This is a genomic window from Spirosoma fluminis (assembly GCF_054778895.1).
The window spans coordinates 107,295-125,007 of the sequence record NZ_BAAGZD010000004.1 but is presented as its reverse complement, the minus strand read 5'-3'; the positions used below and the strand labels follow the sequence as shown (position 1 = coordinate 125,007).

Below are 17,713 nucleotides of genomic sequence, written 5' to 3'. Positions count from 1 at the left end.
CAGTACGTTCCTTTGATCAACTTGCCGACCAGGAGTTTATACCGCTTAAACACAAATTATGGGACTTTAATCCCGAGTAACGCAACCCAGAGTTAAAGTCCCAATGGAATTAGGGATAAGAGAAGGCTAATTCATCACTAAAAATTATCGACCGCTAAGTGCTGACGCCTTGCCTCCTTATGGCTTCAGCCGTTTCATCCAGAACTCAAGTTTTTTGTTGATTCTTACCTACTGAGTTTGTCATTTCGACCGTAAAGAGGATCTTCCGCAACTGGCTATAATTGCTACGCAAGAAGGTTCCTCTCTACGGTTGGAATGATAGAAAACTTCACCTACTCGTACCGAATCTGTGCTTTCGTTTTGACGCGCCAGCTCCCGTTTTCGAGCATCGCTTCCCCATCCCGGCGCATCACAATGCGGGTATGCGCCGACGAATAACTGTTCTCACTCTCGCAGGCGGGTTCGATCATGTAGTTCCGATACGTAATAAAACGCGCTAGCCGGCCGGGTTCTGCCTCGAACCGAAACGACGCTACGTCTGGCCGATCGGGGTTAATGCTGAACCGATACGCTGACTCGGGTGATAAGGACGGCGATTGCTGAGCCGCATCGAACACCCCGTTCGGATCAGGCGGTGGACAGTAGAACACGCTACTCCCAACTGGAGCCCCAGGCTGCGCCGGTACAGGTGGTATAGGCTGCTGAACCGGCGGTATAGGCTCCCGAGGCTGTATTACGTTGGCAGACTCATCAATGCTTAGCTGTGCCGGACGCATTATCGGTGTCGATGCTGGACGCATAGCCTGCTGTTTCAACTGCCGGATTTCGGCCAGCGGATCGGCCCCTAGCTCGGCCAGCAGAATGTCGTAGGCATCCGCTTTTTGCTTGTAATCGGGTTGCGGCTCCCTTGGCGCATTCTGAGGTTGCCGCGGGCCATTGGCTGGCTTATTACGTTGGGCAGCATCTACCGAACGGCTAAGACGGCCGTTCTCGTCACGCAGTCGGTTCACTTCGTTCTTCAACCCACGTACCATCAGCAGATAGACCACGGCGGCTCCTACGACCAGCCCTGCAATTGCACTCACAATCATCATCCAAACCCGGTTTTGCTGTTCTTCTTTTGCCTGCCGCTCCAGCTGACTCATCCGTACCGCGGCAGCATCAACGCCACTTTCATCACCGGATGCCGTATCTACATCCGCCTGGGTAGCAGCACCCTGCTGGGCTACCGCTGCGGGAGTTTCCTGTGGCTCAGCCGGTGGCAACATCCGGTCGATCTTCGCCAGGATCTGCGTACGTACCGCCGGATTCAGGGGTTGACCGTAGTTGCGGTCGTCCTTGTAGCGGGCGTAGAACGAAGCCAGCTGATTTCGGATCGCTGTGTTCGCTTCGCCGGGTGTCATACCGACAAATCGAGCTGTGTTTTTCAACGTGCTCAACTCTTCCATCTTAACCCCAACGGCATCCCAACCCCCAACCGTGCGGATAATCGTCTGCGCATCGCAGCCATCACCACAGTCCAGCAACTGCTGGTAAATCTCCTGGGCTTTTGGCTGCCTGATGTTCGCGAAGACGACCGTAGCTACGTCCTTGGTCAGGGTGTCTACGGCCTGCTGGTTGAGGTTTGGCGTTTGGGCTGCCCCTGGTGTTACAGCGGTCAGCCACCCGGCCAGTGCGATAAACGTTTTATACCGCATCGTAGTCATCATTAAGCCAATGCGTTTGCCAATTTATTGATTGCGCCAATCAGCGGGTAGAAGAATAAGGTTTCTTCAATTGGTGCGCCAAGCGCATCGGTCATGCCGCTGTATTCGGCCGCAACCTCGCCTTCTTTCCGCTGTACGCCGTCCATGAGTGACGTATCCAGATGCGTCCGTAACTCCTGCTGGGCAATCACCAGCGACCGCGACGATACGTTCAGGTTACGGGCAAAGCTGAATTGGTTGTTGATCGCGAAGAAGAAATCAATAAAGGCATTGGTTTCTTTCAGCAGCGAGTCGATCACCTCGGGCTTGCGCAGATCCGCATAGGTCAACGTCGGATACTCGTCGTTAAACGTAGCCGGATAGACGTAATTGATAGCTTCGGTGTCAACAGGACGGCTGTTCGACGGCTGCATGAGCGCCCCTTTGCAGGTCACTTCCTTCGGTCCTTTCTTCTCGTAAAACAACGTCAGACCGCTGGTGCCGTACTCCTGTTCGTAAACTTTCTCGAAAATCACCCGCGCCAGTTTGCCGAGCATCTGATCGTCGGAGCTGATGATCGTCAGCACTTTAGACCCAGTCCCACTGAACGTAATGGCACCCGGTAACGAAATGCCCCGGTGTTTCATCAACTGCGCAATGTGGTAGATCAGCGCGGTGTAGAACAGAACGAATACCACTTTCAAATCTTCGTCTTTCGCCAGCATCCCGTTGAACGACAGCATGCTTTTCGCCTTCACGTCATTACTTTTCTCAATCGAGAACCAGAACGCCATGATGTCTTCCGAGCGGTTTGTCTCCAGCATACGCCGGTTGTTGTCGCTCAGGTTGCCCAGGCTTTGACTATCCAGCAGCGTCTGAATACGATCGGCATATTTACGCACGAATCCGTTGTGGCTGGCCGCACCATATTCACTAAACGCATCCCCGTAAATAGCGTTACCCGCGAATCGGAATGAAGTCAACAGACGCGGTTCGTTACGCTCGTAGACGACCACGTCGGACGTACCACCACCAATATCCACGTTGATAACCGGCTTGGCCGAGGCACTCAGGGTTGGGTTCTGCTTGTAGTAGTAGAATGGTGCCACCGACTCCGACACCTCACGCAAACGTCCGGCGGACCCGCCGATGTAACGATCGTACAACTCCTGCCAGTCGCTGCGCAACTGACTCACGCGACCGGGCGTCATACTGGCCGGGAAAAACCAGTAAACCGTCGTCTGGTTCAGATTACCGCCTTCCGTCAGGACTTTGTTCTTGATTAGCATCAAGAGCTCTTCCAGGAAAGCCTCCACGCGCCGTTCGGTCTGGTCGTTGTTTTTCGCCCATTTCAGGTTCGTGGTAATGCGGTTCGAACCAGCCGGTTGACGCTCGACGTAGAACGGAATATTAAAGTCAGCCAGCGCCTGGGTTTGCTGGTTAAAGCTCAGGTTCATGGGTTCGGCAATGGCCGTGCGCGTCGGAAAACTATCCGGACGACCCGGACCGATGGTCGGCGGCACAAACTCCAGGTCATAGAGCAGGAACAGCTCAAACAAAGCTGGATTGTACTGCGCTGGAGCCACCAGCGTAGCTACCTGTGGAGTTGTCTCGGCTACGTCGAACGGCCGGGGTGTACCACCGTCGACACTGTACTCGATGTGCGTGTTGGTCGTACCGAAGTCCACCGAAAACGCAAACTGCTTACTCCCCCCATTGTACTCCTGCCAGCGCGGAATCAGGATACCGTTCAGTTCCCGGCCATCGCCCCGGATGTTGGTCTGGAGGTAATCAAACTCTTCGCGCAGAACGTAGTAAACACTCGATCCGTCCGTATTCTGCTGCCGGACGGTCCGCTGATGTTTCGATTCGGGCTGAATGACGGCGTTATTCTGTTGCTGTACGTACGTTAACTCGTACTGGTTCTGGCTGTCAAAACCCGATTCGATCAACTGTACCCGATAATCGGCCGGTACGGTTACGCTGCCCGACCGCACGAACGGATAAATGTTGACCGTGAATGAGTTTTCGAGGATGACGCCCTCGTTACTCAACTCGTTCGGTGCGGCTGAGTTGTAAACGCCTACCGGCTGTGCATACAACCGCTCGAAGGTCACGAACTGGTTACCGGGCTGGCTGGGAGCCGTTACTGGAATATCGAGCGTTACGTTGATACCATTCCCCTGCGGTGTCATACGCAGCCGAACGCGGCCCGTCAGCAGGTCATCTACGTCGAAAAAGTCAAAGAAATCTTTCTTCAGCGGCAGCAAAAAGCCTTTGTCTGTAGCCGGTGTTTGCAGATTTCCATCAAAGAACCGACCGCGATCCATCGGGAACGGCAGGCGAATCAGGTACGGCTCCAGGAAATCGCTGACCGTGAGCCAGGGATAGTTACCCGGCTGACCGGGCAGGGCCCGCTGGTTATCCCGCCACGACTCTTTCACGTAATACGGCACGGGGGTATTCGGATTCCACTGCGCCTGCGGTACGTAGGTAAACTGCCGATAGAACCGATTCTGCAACACCATCGGCCGGGGTAAAGCCGAACCATGAATCCGGTTGAATTTATCCGACTTGATGATAAAGTCACTAACCTGCGCAATTGAGCGAACATCTGACTTTTTCTTCCGAAGCGGGAAGCCCAGCACCTCCACTACGTCGCCAGGACCGGTGGTCAACTCATCGAAATCCTGATCGAATTTCTCACGCGTCAGCAGCGGCTGCCCATTCGGTGACTCGATATGTTCGTAGAACAGGTTTGGATTTTGCTGCTGCAACAGCGTACGGCTGCGGTTCAGGTAATCGTCAACCTCGCGGAACCGATCCCGGAAATTAGGCATGAACAGCTTTAGAGCATACCAGAATTTCTGATATTCAATATCCCGCTGGTGCAGCGCACAAACGGACTGGTCGAACAGCCGGTCGTTTCCCATCGACACATCCACCCAGCTCAGGTCATTGCCTGAACTGAAGAACAGCGTTTTTGGCGACGTACCACCCACCACCCGCCCCCGGTAGCTCAGGATGAACAGCCGGTTCAGATCACCGAAGTTATATTCAGCCGCATCCTGATCCAGAAACAGTTTAAGCGCATCGCCCAGCCGCCGGTGCCCCAGGTTTGTCGACTGCCGCATCCGTTCGAGGTCGGTGCGAACGTCGAAGGGCGTGATGGTAATGTAGGTCTTTAGCTTGTCATAATTAAAGAACAGCTCGCCCACGTCCAGCGCGTCGGACACGATGCGCTGATCGTTCATGGTGCCGTTGAGATCGGGGCGGAGTGCCAGATTCAGGAAAGCCGACCGAACCAGGTCCATGCGGGCGAACGGACTCGGAATAGATGTCGGCTGCTTTGCGGTCTGACCACCCTGAGGGTCGCGGATGGCGGCAATCTGGTCGGTGCCCATGGGCTTACTTACGTACCAGTGCAGCCCCGGCGTAGGGTTATGTAAGCTAAGTGTTGTTGGCATTTATTGTAGTTTTTGATGGAGTAGGCGAAAAAAAGGAATTAACTGAACATACAGACGCTACGTATTCCGCTGACTTCACCCACGCCCCTATCCCTTAATAATCAAGCACTTTCGGCAGCCGCTCGCGGACGAATCGCTCGGTACCTTCCGAAAATAACTGAATGAATTTATCCGATTCGCCGACGTACGCCTTTCCTTCGGCCGTCTTGTTGAGCGTCTGGTCGAAGTCGTCGACGATATCGAGCTTCACGTCCGACTCGCCCCCGAACAGCCCTTTCTTCTTAGGTTCAAAGCCACGTACCGTCTGCCCGAGGTTTGCTACGTCGAGCAGAAACGGCTCGAACGCTCGTTTATTCGCCCCCATTTCCGACAACCACTGCCGAAAACCGGTATTGAAGTTCTTGACGCTGTTAAAGAAGCTGGAATTCAGGAACGAAGTCGAAATCTGCGGGTTCGCCTTGGACCACTGCACCGTACCAGCCGCCGACCGAAGTCGCTGGCTCAGATACGTACTGAACAAGGCCATTTTTGCCAACGGTACGTTGATGAGTTGTTTGGTCGCCCCGGCCAGATTGCCCAGTTGCAGCGACGTTCCATCCTGCTCAACCCCAAACTCCTTGTAGACCGGATTGGTCGGACGGCCGTTCACTACGTTCAGATCACCATCGCCCATGTTCATGAAGTCAACGATGGCCAGGGCCGACGCCATTTCCACGAAGTGGGCTTCGTTTTTCTGCCCACCCGCACCAGGGTCGTAGGCATAGGCTTTCGTCTGATCGTCGCCGATGTAATACAGCGCGTTTACGGAGGGGTTTACGCCTTTCTGGTAGTAATTCAGGGCCGCTTTCGTCTTGGCGACAAACGAAGCCGGGTCAATCAGTTTATTGTCGCTGGTGGTTAGGCTGAAATACGGCATAACCGTTACCGCGCCAATCTTCGCGTTGGTCAGAAATGCCGGGTTCGGAATCTGCCCGATGGCCTGAGCCCCCCGAATGTTTTTGAGCAGGATCGGAAAACCAGCCGCTCCCGTACCGCCGAATATGGAGCTGACAATAAAGATTCGGTCGTTAGCCCCGAAGTTCTCGGCAAAGGCCTGAAACACGTCGGAATACCGGAACTGATTCAATACCGTACTTCCGATGTTTGGGTTACCGACGAACCCGATATCCATCTTCGTTTCCAGGTTCTCTTCCGAAAACAGAAGACTGGCGAGCGCTTTGTTGGGAGCGTCTAAACCTTCGTAGTTGATATAGTCGCGAAACTTCTCCTGCTGAACGCCCTGCAACTCGAACACATACGTATCGGCGATGGTCGCATTACCACCGATAGCCCGGTTCAGGGTCTTGATTTCGGTGCTAAAAAACCCGGATGCTGGTTTGTTCTGCAGGTTGGCGCGAACGTTCCCGTACTCGCGCAGCAGGTCTTTCGTCCGCAGCAGGTCATCGTTGGTTGCGTGAGGGTCCAGCACAATCGGAATCACCTCATCGGTATTGTTCATCTTAACGCCCGATGCCAGCAGAAACGTCAGGGCTTTAAGCACCCGCGAGCCTGTGCCACCAATGGCGAATACAAATAATTTTGCCATAGTCTAATTTGGGTTTACACGTAGAGACACGTTCCTGCGCGTCTCAGATACCGGACGGTTTTGCCATCGCCAATGAGACGCAATCCTTTGCGTCTCTACATTATTTCGACGGCCAGAGCATGGGCCGGTGTTTCGCGTTCTTACTGAAGTTCTTCATCACCATCGAGATAATGAAAAAGATAAGAGCCGTCAGCAGGGCCATCTCGAAGGCATAGCTCAGAAATACACTAACGCCCTGGTCAAATAAGGTGCCCTGTTCGGGATCGGCTTCGTCGCGGGCAATATCCTGCCCGGCTTTCTGGTAACAAGTGACCAGCGTAATAATAAACAGAGTCAGCGCACTTACGCCCAGCATGAGCAGCCAGCTCCCGAATCCGCTAAAACTTACCCGGTTGAACGGCCAGATGTAAAACGCAAAGGCCACGACGAAGGCAATGCCAATGGCGGTCCAGGTCATGGGCGACAGCAGTTCTTCCTGATACAAATCTTCCAGCAGGCTGCTGTTCACGAACAGGTTGTAAAAATTATAGAGAGATTCTTCCATAGTTAAAGAGTGAAAGAGCGAATGAGTGAAAGAGTGAATAAACGGTGAAAGACATTGAATTGACAATTGTTGATAGATACACCCAACGCAAGCATTCGCTCTTTCACCGCTCCGGCGGCCCGGTCATTCGTTCTTTCGCTCATTGTAAATTGATCGTTATCGTGAAATATTGGGTTTCGTTGTTGGGGTTATAAGCTCGCTCGACGCCCTGGAGCAGGTTTTGCAGGCCAAAAGTTGAGCTCGCATCGGGGGCAATATCGTTGGTCGTGTTGGTTTGAGCAATCCACTTCGGTGGGAACTGCCGACGCAGACGGATGGTTGCGGTACGTTCGCCACGGGCCGGGCGCGCCGTTACCAACAGTAGCTTGTGCGTGGTGCCGTTCGCGCCCGAATAAGCTTGCACCGCCGACACCTTAAAGTTGTCTTTACCCTCAACTTCGTACTGACTCGCGTCGGTTAGTAACGATGCCGGTAAACGCAGGTTCGACAAGTCAACGGCGACGGGAATAGCTAGGCTTTTGTCGCTGACGTCGGGCTGTACGTCTTCGAGCGCGTGAACCGCTTTGGTACGTTCGCGTACTTCTTCTTTGGCCCGTTTGAAACGTCCTTTCCGGGCGGGGTCTGTTACCAGAATGGTATGAAACGGTGCTTCCCTTTTGGTATCCCGACCAAAGAACCAGGAATTCTCAAAACCCGGCAACTCATCGAAACGGCGGATGGGCTGGTACGTTGGATCAGTATATAGGCGCTGCATGGCTTCGTTACGTCCAATCAGGCAGAGGTAGTATGGCCGTTCGCCTTTGTAGCGCTGCCTGGCGTTGTTCCAGCTGTAATACGTACCGTCGAAGTCGGCGTTCAGCTTCAGCACCAGCATGGAATGTGTAGCGGCATACGGCGAGAACACCGTCGTCAGCAGGGAGCGGGCGGCATCGAGTGTTTTCTGCGCACTCATACCCGCCAGATTTGCATCGGAGTAGATCAGGTCAGACACCAGAACGCTTACATCATCGCCCGACGTTTCGGACAAGATCGTCTTGAAAATCGTCTCGAAGTCGGTGCTGGTTGTCTTCCCTTTTGTTTTGGCGACGGTAAAAATGTTTTTTTCCTTGAAAAACTGCGAGAGTGAGAGCCCCAGCTCATTCACCTCCGTGTTTACTACGTATACCTTACCTTGCCCCGGATTCACGGCGTCAAATTCAGTCAGTACATCGTTCAGGGCACGTTTAAACGAACCATTGCCGCCGGGCGCATCATAGGGAAACATGCTCGCGCTGGCTTCGAGGTACAATTTAAGTTTGAGAGGTTTGGCAGCCGTAACCGCGCCGGACAGCGAAACGGCTGGCGCATCGCCTTCTTTGGCCATCTTCCGATACGTCATGTTCCGCTGAATGTACTTCAGCAGCGCGGCATCGTCTACATCGCCAGCAGAGGTGACTAACCTGGCAGTTTTCTTGTTATCAGCCAGATCGGCTTTTTCGCTGGTGATAAACGCCCGGATCGCGTCGGCCTCTTCGGCATCAATAGCATTATCGTTTGTCAGGGCGTCGCTGATCTGATCATCGAGTTTGTCGGTTGGACTCGAACAGCTGGCCAGCCAGCCAACCGACATAATCATGAGCACTAACAGGCACAGGCGGGTGCGGGTCATGGATATTTTTTGGTGATTACTGGAGTTGATTGAGCGGCAAAAGTACCAAACCACCCCTGTACAAACCCGCCAACGGGCGGATGGCGTTTAAAATTTCTTAAATTTCTCTCTAACGTAACGAAACAAACGTCCATTTTATGTCAGTCGGTACGGAAGAACCATGAACGGGCGTTTACCTTTGTAGTCTGATTCCCACAACATGAAGTTTCGTCATTTCGCCATCTGTTTTTTGCTTTTACTGCCTGTTCTGTTTCATAACTGCGCTCAGGTGGCCCAGCCCCCCGGCGGAAAAAAAGATACCATTGCCCCCAAACTGGTCAGCAGCATCCCTAAAATTCGCGAGTTAAACTTCGCAGGCAAGTCAATCGAGCTGGAATACGACGAGTACGTCAACATCGAAAATATCCAGCAGAAAGTCACCATTACGCCCCAGGACAGCAATACGTTTGTCGTAAAAACCTTACCGAAAGGACTCCGGCTGAACTTCGATAAACCGCTGCAACCGAACACAACCTACACCATTAACTTTTCTGACGGCATAAAGGATATCACCGAACGTAACGTAACGACCGACTCGAAGATTGTTTTCAGCACGGGCCCGGTGATCGACTCGCTATATATAACTGGCAACGTAGTCGATGACGAAAGTCGACTGCCTATTCTCAACTTCGTGGTGGGGCTGTTCGGTCCGAATGATACCCTGCCGATTAACCGGAAACGACCCGCTTATTTCGCCCGAACCGATAGCAACGGTAATTACCGGATCGAAAACGTGAAAGCCGGCAACTACAAAGTGTATGGGTTCGACGACAAAGATTTAAACCTGGTAAACAACACACCGGGCGAACGCGTCGGCTTCCGCGACAGTGTACTGAACCTGAACAAGAACGTAACGGACGTGAACCTGGTCGCTTTCCGGGGGTACGGCAAACCGCGCATCAGTCGGCGTGAGCGCACCGACGAGACGGTAGGCTTAGAGTTAAGCAGTGGTATTGCCAGCTACCAGCTACGGTTCGCCAAGCCCGGCGATACCTTAATATCATTCCTTGAATCGCCTAAACTGATTCGACTATATCGCCCCGCCAATCGCGCAGCCGACGATACGTTGAATTTAACCATTGTGGCCGAAGACTCCGTCGGTAACGTAACTGATCTTAAAGAGCGAATCTATTTTTCACCGTTAAAAACGAGGGCTAAAAACCGGACGCCCCTGACAGTACAGATCACCCCTCCGGCTGGCGAATCGATCGACAACAATCTGGCGTTTACGCTTACGTTCAACAAACCCGTTTTTCGCTACGACACGACGTTGATCGACATCGGCCGCGATACAACCAAACCGCTCCAGTTTACGCCCGAGAATTTAAAATGGAGCAATAGTTTTTCGCGGCTGGAAATCAATAAGCAAACCAACTCCCGCGATACCCTGTATTTGCGGCTCGGGAAAGGAGCATTCATCAGCGTTCAGGGCGATACGCTCGCCCGCTTCATAACCCGCTACACCATCGCGGATGAGGAAAGCTACGGCCTGATAGCCGGCCGAGTCAATCGGCCTGATGAAAAATTCATTGTCGAGCTACTGGATGAGAAGTATAAGGTAGTCCGATCGGCGTATGGCACCCGTACGTACAGCTTCGCCCGTCTTAAACCGGGGCAGTACCGCGTCCGGCTGATTATTGACGCCAACGGCAACCGCAAGCGCGACGTAGGTAACGTTCAGAAAGGAATACAGCCCGAAACGATCATCTACCACCCCGGTGCCGAAGAGGGCGGCATTATCCGGCTCAAACAAAACTTTGAGCTTACTGACATCGATTTCTGACGAGTATCTGCTGCTGTAAGAGCAATAAGTCACGTTTCGTAAAATAGCCTATACGTTCTTTTTAAAAAGCTGACCGCCGGTAATTCGCCCGTTGCCCCGTACCTTTGTGCTGGCTTGTGAAAGCGATTCCAACCAACCGGTATCATGTACGTTAAACCGAAAAAAGAACTTGGTCAGCATTTTCTCAAAGACCTCAGCATCGCGCAGCGTATTGCCGAGTTATTGACCGGTCATGGTGGCTACCAGAAGCTGTTAGAAATCGGGCCGGGAACGGGTGTTCTGACTCAGTTCCTGCTTAAAGACAGTCGCTTTGAGACGTATGTGATCGAGATTGACCGTGAGTCGGTCGACTATTTAAAGCAGCACTTCCCGGCCTTAGAAGGACGTATTCTGGCTTCTGATTTTCTGAACATAAAGCCGGAGTTGCTGCCAGCGAAACAGGTTAGCACCGAGCCCTTCGCCATCATCGGCAACTTCCCTTACAATATTTCCAGCCAGATTCTTTTCAGGGCGTTGGAGATGCGCGACCGCGTTCCGGAAGTAGTCGGCATGTTTCAGCGCGAAGTGGCGCAGCGGGTAGCTTCGGGACCGGGCAATAAAGACTATGGCATACTGAGCGTACTGCTCCAGGCCTGGTACAACATCAAGTATGAATTCACCGTCGACCCCGACGTATTTAACCCGCCCCCCAAGGTGCACTCGGGTGTTCTGTCGCTCCGTCGGAATGAGAAAACTGAATTGGGCTGCGACGAACGGAGGTTTACGCAGGTCGTGAAACACGGGTTTGGTCAGCGCCGGAAAACCCTCCGGAACGCATTAAAGCCACTGGGTCTCCCCGAAGCTGCGCAGGACAGCCGCTTCATGGACAAACGCGCCGAACAGTTGAGCGTAGACGAGTTTGTTGAACTGACGGTGTTAATGAGTGAAAGAACGAAAGAGCGAAAGAGCGAGAACTGATTTGCCTTTCCGATCTCGCTCTTTCGTTCTTTCACTCTTTCGCTCTTTTGAATCGTGACATTTGAACTGACTAAAGACTATCTCGAGCACCTCCAGACGGCTATTGACGCGGGCGACGACACCAGGCTCAAAGCCGAAATGGAGGAGTTATACCCGGCTGATATTTCGGGTATCCTCTACGAGCTGGAGTCTGAACCGGCGCATTATCTGCTGAATTTGCTGGACAAACCGGTCGGTGCCGAGATTCTGGCCAATCTGGACTCAACAGACCGTACGAACCTACTGAAGACTTTTACGTCTGTCGAGCTGGCGCCGTTTATTAACCAGATGGACTCCGATGATGCCGTTGACGTGCTCAACGAGCAGCCCATCCAGGTACGGGAGGAAGTAATTGGTTTGCTCGAAGACCGCGAACAGGCACGCTTTATTCTGGACTTGCTTCACTACGAAGATGGAGTGGCGGGTAGCCTGATGCAGAAAGAGTTAATCAAGATCAACGTCAACCTGACGGTTAACGCCTGTATTGAGGAAATTCGCCAGCAGGCCGAAGACGTTCAGAATGTGTATGCGGTTTACGTGGTCGATGACGTCGGAAAACTCCTGGGTCTGGTGTCGTTGAAAAAGATTGTGCTGGCACGGAAAAACGCCAAGATCGCCGACATCTACGACGAAGATGTCGTCTTCGTAGAAACGTATCGACCCGTTACGGAGGTAGCCGAAGTCATGCAGAAATATGACCTGGATGCCATTCCGGTCGTTAACGTACAGCAACGGCTGCTCGGCCGGATTACGATTGATGACGTGGTCGACGTAATTACCGAGCAGGCCGAAGAGGACATTCAGGTTATTTCGGGTTTATCGGGAGAGGTCGAAGAAGACGACAGCGTCTGGCAGCGCTCAAAAGTACAATTACCCTGGCTCGTGGCGGGGGCCGTGGGCAGCCTGTTGGCGGCTACAGTAATCAACGGATTTCAAAGCGAGCTCGGCAAAATTGCCGCCCTGGCCGCTTTCATCCCGATCATCGGATCGACCGGGGGCAATGTTGGCATTCAAACCTCGTCGTTAATTCTGCAAAGCTTATCCGATACCTCCGGCCTGAACACCACATTGGCCAAACGCCTGCTTCGTACGCTGCTGGTGGCCATTATCAACGGCCTGGTAGTGGGCCTGATTGCGGGCGTTTATACCTTTATTATTGGAGAACCCCGTTTATTTTTCGTGGTCGCTTCGTCGCTTTTGGCGGTCGTGCTGCTGGCTTCCTTTATGGGTACCGTTACTCCCCTCCTGCTTAACCGGATCGGCATCAATCCCGCGGTAGCTTCAGGCCCGTTTATCACGACAGCTAACGACTTGATTGGCATCGGCGTGTACTTCCTGATTGCTCAACTGCTGCTCGCCGAGGTGTGAGCCGTTTCCTTAGATCATGCCTAAACTTTTAATCTATCAGGCGGTTTGGATATTCACTATACTCGGAACCGATATCTTCGAAAACCGGAAACATGTACATGTTGGTCGCAAAGGCACTGAAAAGCTTTGTAAAATCTGGCTGGAACCTATCGTCGAAATTGCGAAGCCCGGCGAGTTATCGCTGAGTGAACAACGTGACGTGTTACTAATAACCGAATCATACAAAGACAAATTGATTCAGCAGTGGAACCAGTTTCTGACTGGTCAAAAGATTGATATTCTAAAAATCAACTAACATGACTCCGGCCCAAACTAAACATGTTGAAGGATACTGGCACATCATTCCAAAGGTGCGATCGGTTAGCTTTCCAACCTCTAATCAGCTACAGGTTGAGTTAGAGGATGGCCGTATTATCCTCATGCCCGTAGATCGTTTTCCTAGTATTCAGCAGTTGACGACTGAACAACGGCAACAGTGGTACATTTACGGCAATGGCTTCTCTTTTGATGATAGTGACGAGGTTATTCATATTGAACAGATTTTAGGCAATTTCAATCTGTATCGACACGAACCATAACGCGTTCAACATCTGCTTCATCAAACGGTCAATAAGCTGGTTAGCTTATATGTCCTGATTGCCCAGTTAGTGCTGACTGAGGTTTGATACGTTTGGAGTTGCTCCGCCCGATGCCTCTCGACATCCAGCGTCTTACGCACAAGATTACGTTCTCGTTTCGACACCTATGATTCATGCCTATTTTTGGCGAATTGTTCCATCTCGTCCGCTCATCGTTTACGTATGATTGCCGTTATTCAGCGTGTCTCCCAAGCTTCCGTTACTATTGATGATCAGGTTAAAGGTCAGATTGACATCGGTTTCTTAGTCCTGCTCGGCGTTACGCATACCGACACGCAGGAGGATGTGGACTGGCTTAGCAAGAAGATCGTCGGCCTGCGCGTTTTTAATGATGACGACGGTAAAATGAACCTCGATCTGGCAGCTGTAGGTGGTGATATTCTGCTGATCAGCCAGTTCACACTTCACGCCAGCACGAAAAAAGGCAATCGTCCCAGCTTTATTGAGGCCGCTCGCCCGGACGTAGCCGTTCCGCTCTACGAAGCCATAATTAGCCGCCTGGCGGCTGACCTGGGCAAACCCATTCAAACCGGTGAATTCGGGGCCGACATGAAAGTAGCCTTACTGAATGACGGGCCTGTAACAATACTTATCGACTCGAAGAACAGGATTTAGCTCCGTTCGCAGCTATTGTAGGTTCCCTGGTTATCTGTCGCGGAAAACCCCTCGTTTACCGCTTACTGCGAAATAACCTACTTAATCGCCCCTTTACGTATTTTTTAGACACTAGCGGAGCATTTTACGCGTTGGTTTGCTAAAAACTACTACTTTTACTAAAACCAGCCCTTGAGCCGCCCTATTCCCGAGAGGTTGCGCGGCTACGTCAGCCGAATGGATTTTTTACCTGCCGACATCGCTGCATACGCCGAAGCGCATACCTCTCCCGAGAGTGAGTTGCTTCATCAGCTTAACCGAAATACCCGCGCTCATGTGATGGCCCCCCGTATGTTATCGGGGCATATTCAAGGCCGGTTGCTATCCATGCTTTCGTGGATGATTCGCCCCCGACGGATTCTTGAAATCGGCACCTACACTGGCTATTCTGCCCTGTGCCTCGCCGAAGGATTAACCGACGACGGTCGGCTGATTACGATTGATCATAACGAAGAATTAGAAGACTTTGCCCGCTCCTACTGGCAGCAATCGCCTTTCAACCAGAAAATTGACCTGTGCATTGGGCTGGCGGCTGACGTTATACCCACGCTGCATGAAACGTTCGATCTGATCTTTATCGACGCGGATAAGCGCAATAACGCCCTTTATTTCGATTTGATTATCGACAAACTACGTCCCGGAGGGTTCATACTGGCCGACAATGTGCTCTGGAGTGGCAAGGTTGTCGAGCCGGTAAAACCTGCCGACGAAGATACCCGTGCGGTACTGGCTTTTAACCAGAAAGTGCAGGCTGACGAACGGGTAGAAAATGTGCTGCTGCCCGTCCGCGACGGAATTATGGTGATGCGAAAACGGTAAGTTTTGGCTTACGATTACGACTTACGATGTTTATTTTATGAAAAAGCTTACGTACCCCCTAACCCTTTTCCCGCTTTTAATCGGCTTCCTCGCTTCTGCACAAACGTCGGTACCGACGGTGCCGGAGCAGCTATCCTTCGCCGATATTTCGGTACGTTTAGATCCCGACGCCCGACGTATTGTGCAGCAGGATGTCAACGCCCTGCTGGCTAACCGGCAGTACTGGACCGCTAAGCTGGACCGCGTCGCGCTGTATTTTCCCGTGATCGAAGCCATTCTGATCGATGAGGACGTACCGACCGATTTTAAGTACCTGGCCGTACAGGAAAGCTCCCTTACCCCCGATGCCGTCTCGTCGTCGACGGCCGTTGGCTTCTGGCAGTTTAAGCGGGAAACCGCCACGGATTACGGACTGCGGGTCGACGACGCAATTGACGAGCGCAAAAGTATCTCGGCCTCAACGCATGGCGCGGCCAAGTACCTCAAAAAAAGCAACACGCAGTTCAACAACTGGATCGCTTCGCTGTACTCGTATTATTTAGGCGCGGGCGGCATTGCCAAACTGATTCCTCCCGACTGGTCCTACGCCCGTGAAGTCGCCCTCGACGGACGTACTGACCGCTATATTCTTCGCTTTTTTGCGCACAAGCTGGCTATTGAAAACGCCCTGCAAACGCACCAGAGCAGCAACCGTTTTGCCTTGATCGAGTATCCGAACGGAGGAGGCAAAACCATGCGGGCTATTTCCGAAGAACTGGGCGTTGACGAGTTTGAGTTGCGCAAATACAACCGCTGGGTACTGGGCGATGCCGTTCCGACCGATAAAGCCTACGTAATGGCTATTCCTGTGGTCAGCGATCAGATCAACGATGTACGCCAGAAAATTGTCAATGTCAGCGGCAAAAAAACGCCTGACTTTGTGCAGACGGATGTAGGCTTTCCAGTACTACGTCGGGTGACAACGGGCCTTAGCAGTAAAAACGACCCGGTGTTGTACGAAATCAACGGACTGCCGGGTATTCAGGCGCAGGCGGGCGACAACGCGGCTTCGTTATCCCGCAAAGCCAAAATCAGCCTGTCGAGCTTTCTTCGGTATAACGACATGAGCGACCGCGATCCGGTGATTGTCAATGATGTATATTATCTGGCAAAGAAACGGAAGAAAGCGCTGGTGCCTTTTCATAACGTGCGCGACGGTGAAACGGCCCGCAGCATCTCACAGCGGTACGGCATCCGACTCAAGAAACTGATGCGGTACAACCGGCTGGATCGGGTACAGAAACTGGCAACGGGCCGGGTAATGTGGCTGCGGGAACGGCGGCCAGCCAACAAACCCGTCGAAGTTATCAACGCGCCAACGCCACCCGTCTACGATCAGACGCCCACCCCGGCTCCCCGTACGACCGACGTAGCGTCAACCGGCCCGAGCCGTCCGGTCACTGGCTTTGACAATGTTCCCCGTACTCCCTCCGAACGCAAAGTCTACCAGCCCAAATTAGTGGGTGGCGGAGTTACCCCGAACGATGGTACGTCGGAACCTGCTGCGGCCCCACGCTCCGAGCCCGCAGTTTCTACGAACCGTCCCGCTCAACCCACCACCAGCCGTTCGGTGGAAACCGAGGGTTCGCAACGGGTGGTGATTGTGCGCACACCCGATGCGTCAGTGCCTACGAAAACGGTTCCCGTTGCAACTACACCCGAGCGGGTCACGCCAGCCGCTACTGGCTCGGGTGTTACTACGCCGAAACCAACTACCTCAGCAAGCAGCGTCAGTGGTGGTCGCCCATCAACTCCGGCTCTGGTAATGGATGATGACTTACAGCCGAACACGCCGAAACCAACCAGACCAACCGACACCTACGCCAGCACACAGCCTACCAAAAAAACACCTGCTCAACCCGAGTCGGGTGCCTACGAAGGTCCCCGTGAGCAACAGGCCGATGGGTCTGTTACAGTACCCGTGACCAAAGCCCCACCTCGTCCGGCAGCGCCAGTTGTTGCTAAAGTTGACTCAAAGCCTGCTCCATCGACAACGACGAATGCGGAGCCAAAGGTTGCTGCCTCTCCTGCGCCAGCAACTACGAAACCAGCGGCCGTTAACCGTTCAGCCAGTACGCACACGGTAGAGCCCGGTCAGACGTACTACAGCATCTCGCGCCTGTATGGACTGACCGTCGATGAGCTTCTGGCGCTCAATAACCTGACTACGAACAATGTACTGGAAGCAGGTCAGCAGCTAACAGTCAAGTCAACGGGCGCTCGCAGCACGCAGCCAACCCGACCAGCGGCTACGGCTCCTCAGCCTGAAGTGACGTATCATACCGTGGCTAAGGGCGAAACCATGTTCCGGATCTCGAAGCAGTACGGGGTAACCATCGAGCAAATTCAATCCTGGAATAATCTCGTCGACGTAGGTGTGAAAGAAGGGCAGAAAATCAAGATTGTGAAACCGCTCTGATCCGTCCATTGCTCTTAGCCTAATACAGA

13 protein-coding genes are annotated in these 17,713 nt (G+C 52.9%); 8 read left to right on the top strand and 5 right to left on the bottom strand.

Annotation, left to right across the window (positions count from 1 at the left end; translation table 11 throughout):
• Positions 1 to 332 precede the first annotated feature (332 nt).
• From ACYVBJ_RS05905 to ACYVBJ_RS05885, 5 genes are all read right to left on the bottom strand, one after another.
• On the bottom strand, positions 333 to 1,709 hold the full coding sequence (locus ACYVBJ_RS05905) for a hypothetical protein (RefSeq protein WP_460981375.1): 1,377 nt from the start codon (positions 1,707 to 1,709) through the stop codon (positions 333 to 335).
• A complete protein-coding gene (locus ACYVBJ_RS05900; protein WP_460981374.1) occupies positions 1,709 to 5,152 on the bottom strand; it encodes a hypothetical protein in 3,444 nt (1,147 codons plus the stop codon). Before ACYVBJ_RS05900 ends, ACYVBJ_RS05905 begins: the two co-directional genes overlap by 1 nt.
• Before the next feature lie 94 nt (positions 5,153 to 5,246).
• On the bottom strand, positions 5,247 to 6,737 hold the full coding sequence (locus ACYVBJ_RS05895; RefSeq protein WP_460981373.1) for a hypothetical protein: 1,491 nt from the start codon (positions 6,735 to 6,737) through the stop codon (positions 5,247 to 5,249).
• A 100-nt stretch (positions 6,738 to 6,837) separates the two neighbouring features.
• Positions 6,838 to 7,281 (bottom strand): hypothetical protein, encoded by a 444-nt coding sequence (locus ACYVBJ_RS05890; RefSeq protein WP_460981372.1) that lies wholly within the window; start codon positions 7,279 to 7,281, stop codon positions 6,838 to 6,840.
• Between the two features lie 139 nt (positions 7,282 to 7,420).
• Positions 7,421 to 8,929: a hypothetical protein gene (locus tag ACYVBJ_RS05885; protein WP_460981371.1), complete on the bottom strand. Its 1,509-nt coding sequence runs from the start codon at positions 8,927 to 8,929 to the stop codon at positions 7,421 to 7,423.
• A gap of 199 nt (positions 8,930 to 9,128) precedes the next feature.
• On the opposite strand from ACYVBJ_RS05885, the gene ACYVBJ_RS05880 reads away from it, so the two are divergent.
• The 8 genes from ACYVBJ_RS05880 to ACYVBJ_RS05845 all read left to right on the top strand — a co-directional run bounded on the left by ACYVBJ_RS05880 (position 9,129) and on the right by ACYVBJ_RS05845 (position 17,684).
• Complete coding sequence (locus ACYVBJ_RS05880; protein ID WP_460981370.1) at positions 9,129 to 10,751, top strand: Ig-like domain-containing domain; 1,623 nt, start codon at positions 9,129 to 9,131, stop codon at positions 10,749 to 10,751.
• 144 nt (positions 10,752 to 10,895) lie between these two features.
• Positions 10,896 to 11,708 (top strand): 16S rRNA (adenine(1518)-N(6)/adenine(1519)-N(6))-dimethyltransferase RsmA, encoded by an 813-nt coding sequence (gene rsmA, locus ACYVBJ_RS05875; protein WP_460981369.1) that lies wholly within the window; start codon positions 10,896 to 10,898, stop codon positions 11,706 to 11,708.
• 54 nt (positions 11,709 to 11,762) lie between these two features.
• A complete protein-coding gene (gene mgtE, locus ACYVBJ_RS05870) occupies positions 11,763 to 13,115 on the top strand; it encodes a magnesium transporter (RefSeq protein WP_460981368.1) in 1,353 nt (450 codons plus the stop codon).
• Between the two features lie 16 nt (positions 13,116 to 13,131).
• Complete coding sequence (locus tag ACYVBJ_RS05865) at positions 13,132 to 13,410, top strand: DUF4160 domain-containing protein (RefSeq protein WP_460981367.1); 279 nt, start codon at positions 13,132 to 13,134, stop codon at positions 13,408 to 13,410.
• Position 13,411: 1 nt separating this feature from the next.
• Positions 13,412 to 13,693 carry a DUF2442 domain-containing protein gene (locus ACYVBJ_RS05860; RefSeq protein ID WP_460981366.1) on the top strand — a complete coding sequence of 94 codons (282 nt, stop codon included), beginning with the start codon at positions 13,412 to 13,414 and terminating at the stop codon, positions 13,691 to 13,693.
• Between the two features lie 222 nt (positions 13,694 to 13,915).
• Positions 13,916 to 14,368 (top strand): D-aminoacyl-tRNA deacylase, encoded by a 453-nt coding sequence (gene dtd, locus ACYVBJ_RS05855; protein WP_460981365.1) that lies wholly within the window; start codon positions 13,916 to 13,918, stop codon positions 14,366 to 14,368.
• A gap of 216 nt (positions 14,369 to 14,584) precedes the next feature.
• Complete coding sequence (locus ACYVBJ_RS05850) at positions 14,585 to 15,226, top strand: O-methyltransferase (protein ID WP_460981364.1); 642 nt, start codon at positions 14,585 to 14,587, stop codon at positions 15,224 to 15,226.
• A gap of 37 nt (positions 15,227 to 15,263) precedes the next feature.
• A complete protein-coding gene (locus ACYVBJ_RS05845) occupies positions 15,264 to 17,684 on the top strand; it encodes a lytic transglycosylase domain-containing protein (protein WP_460981363.1) in 2,421 nt (806 codons plus the stop codon).
• Positions 17,685 to 17,713 lie beyond the last annotated feature (29 nt).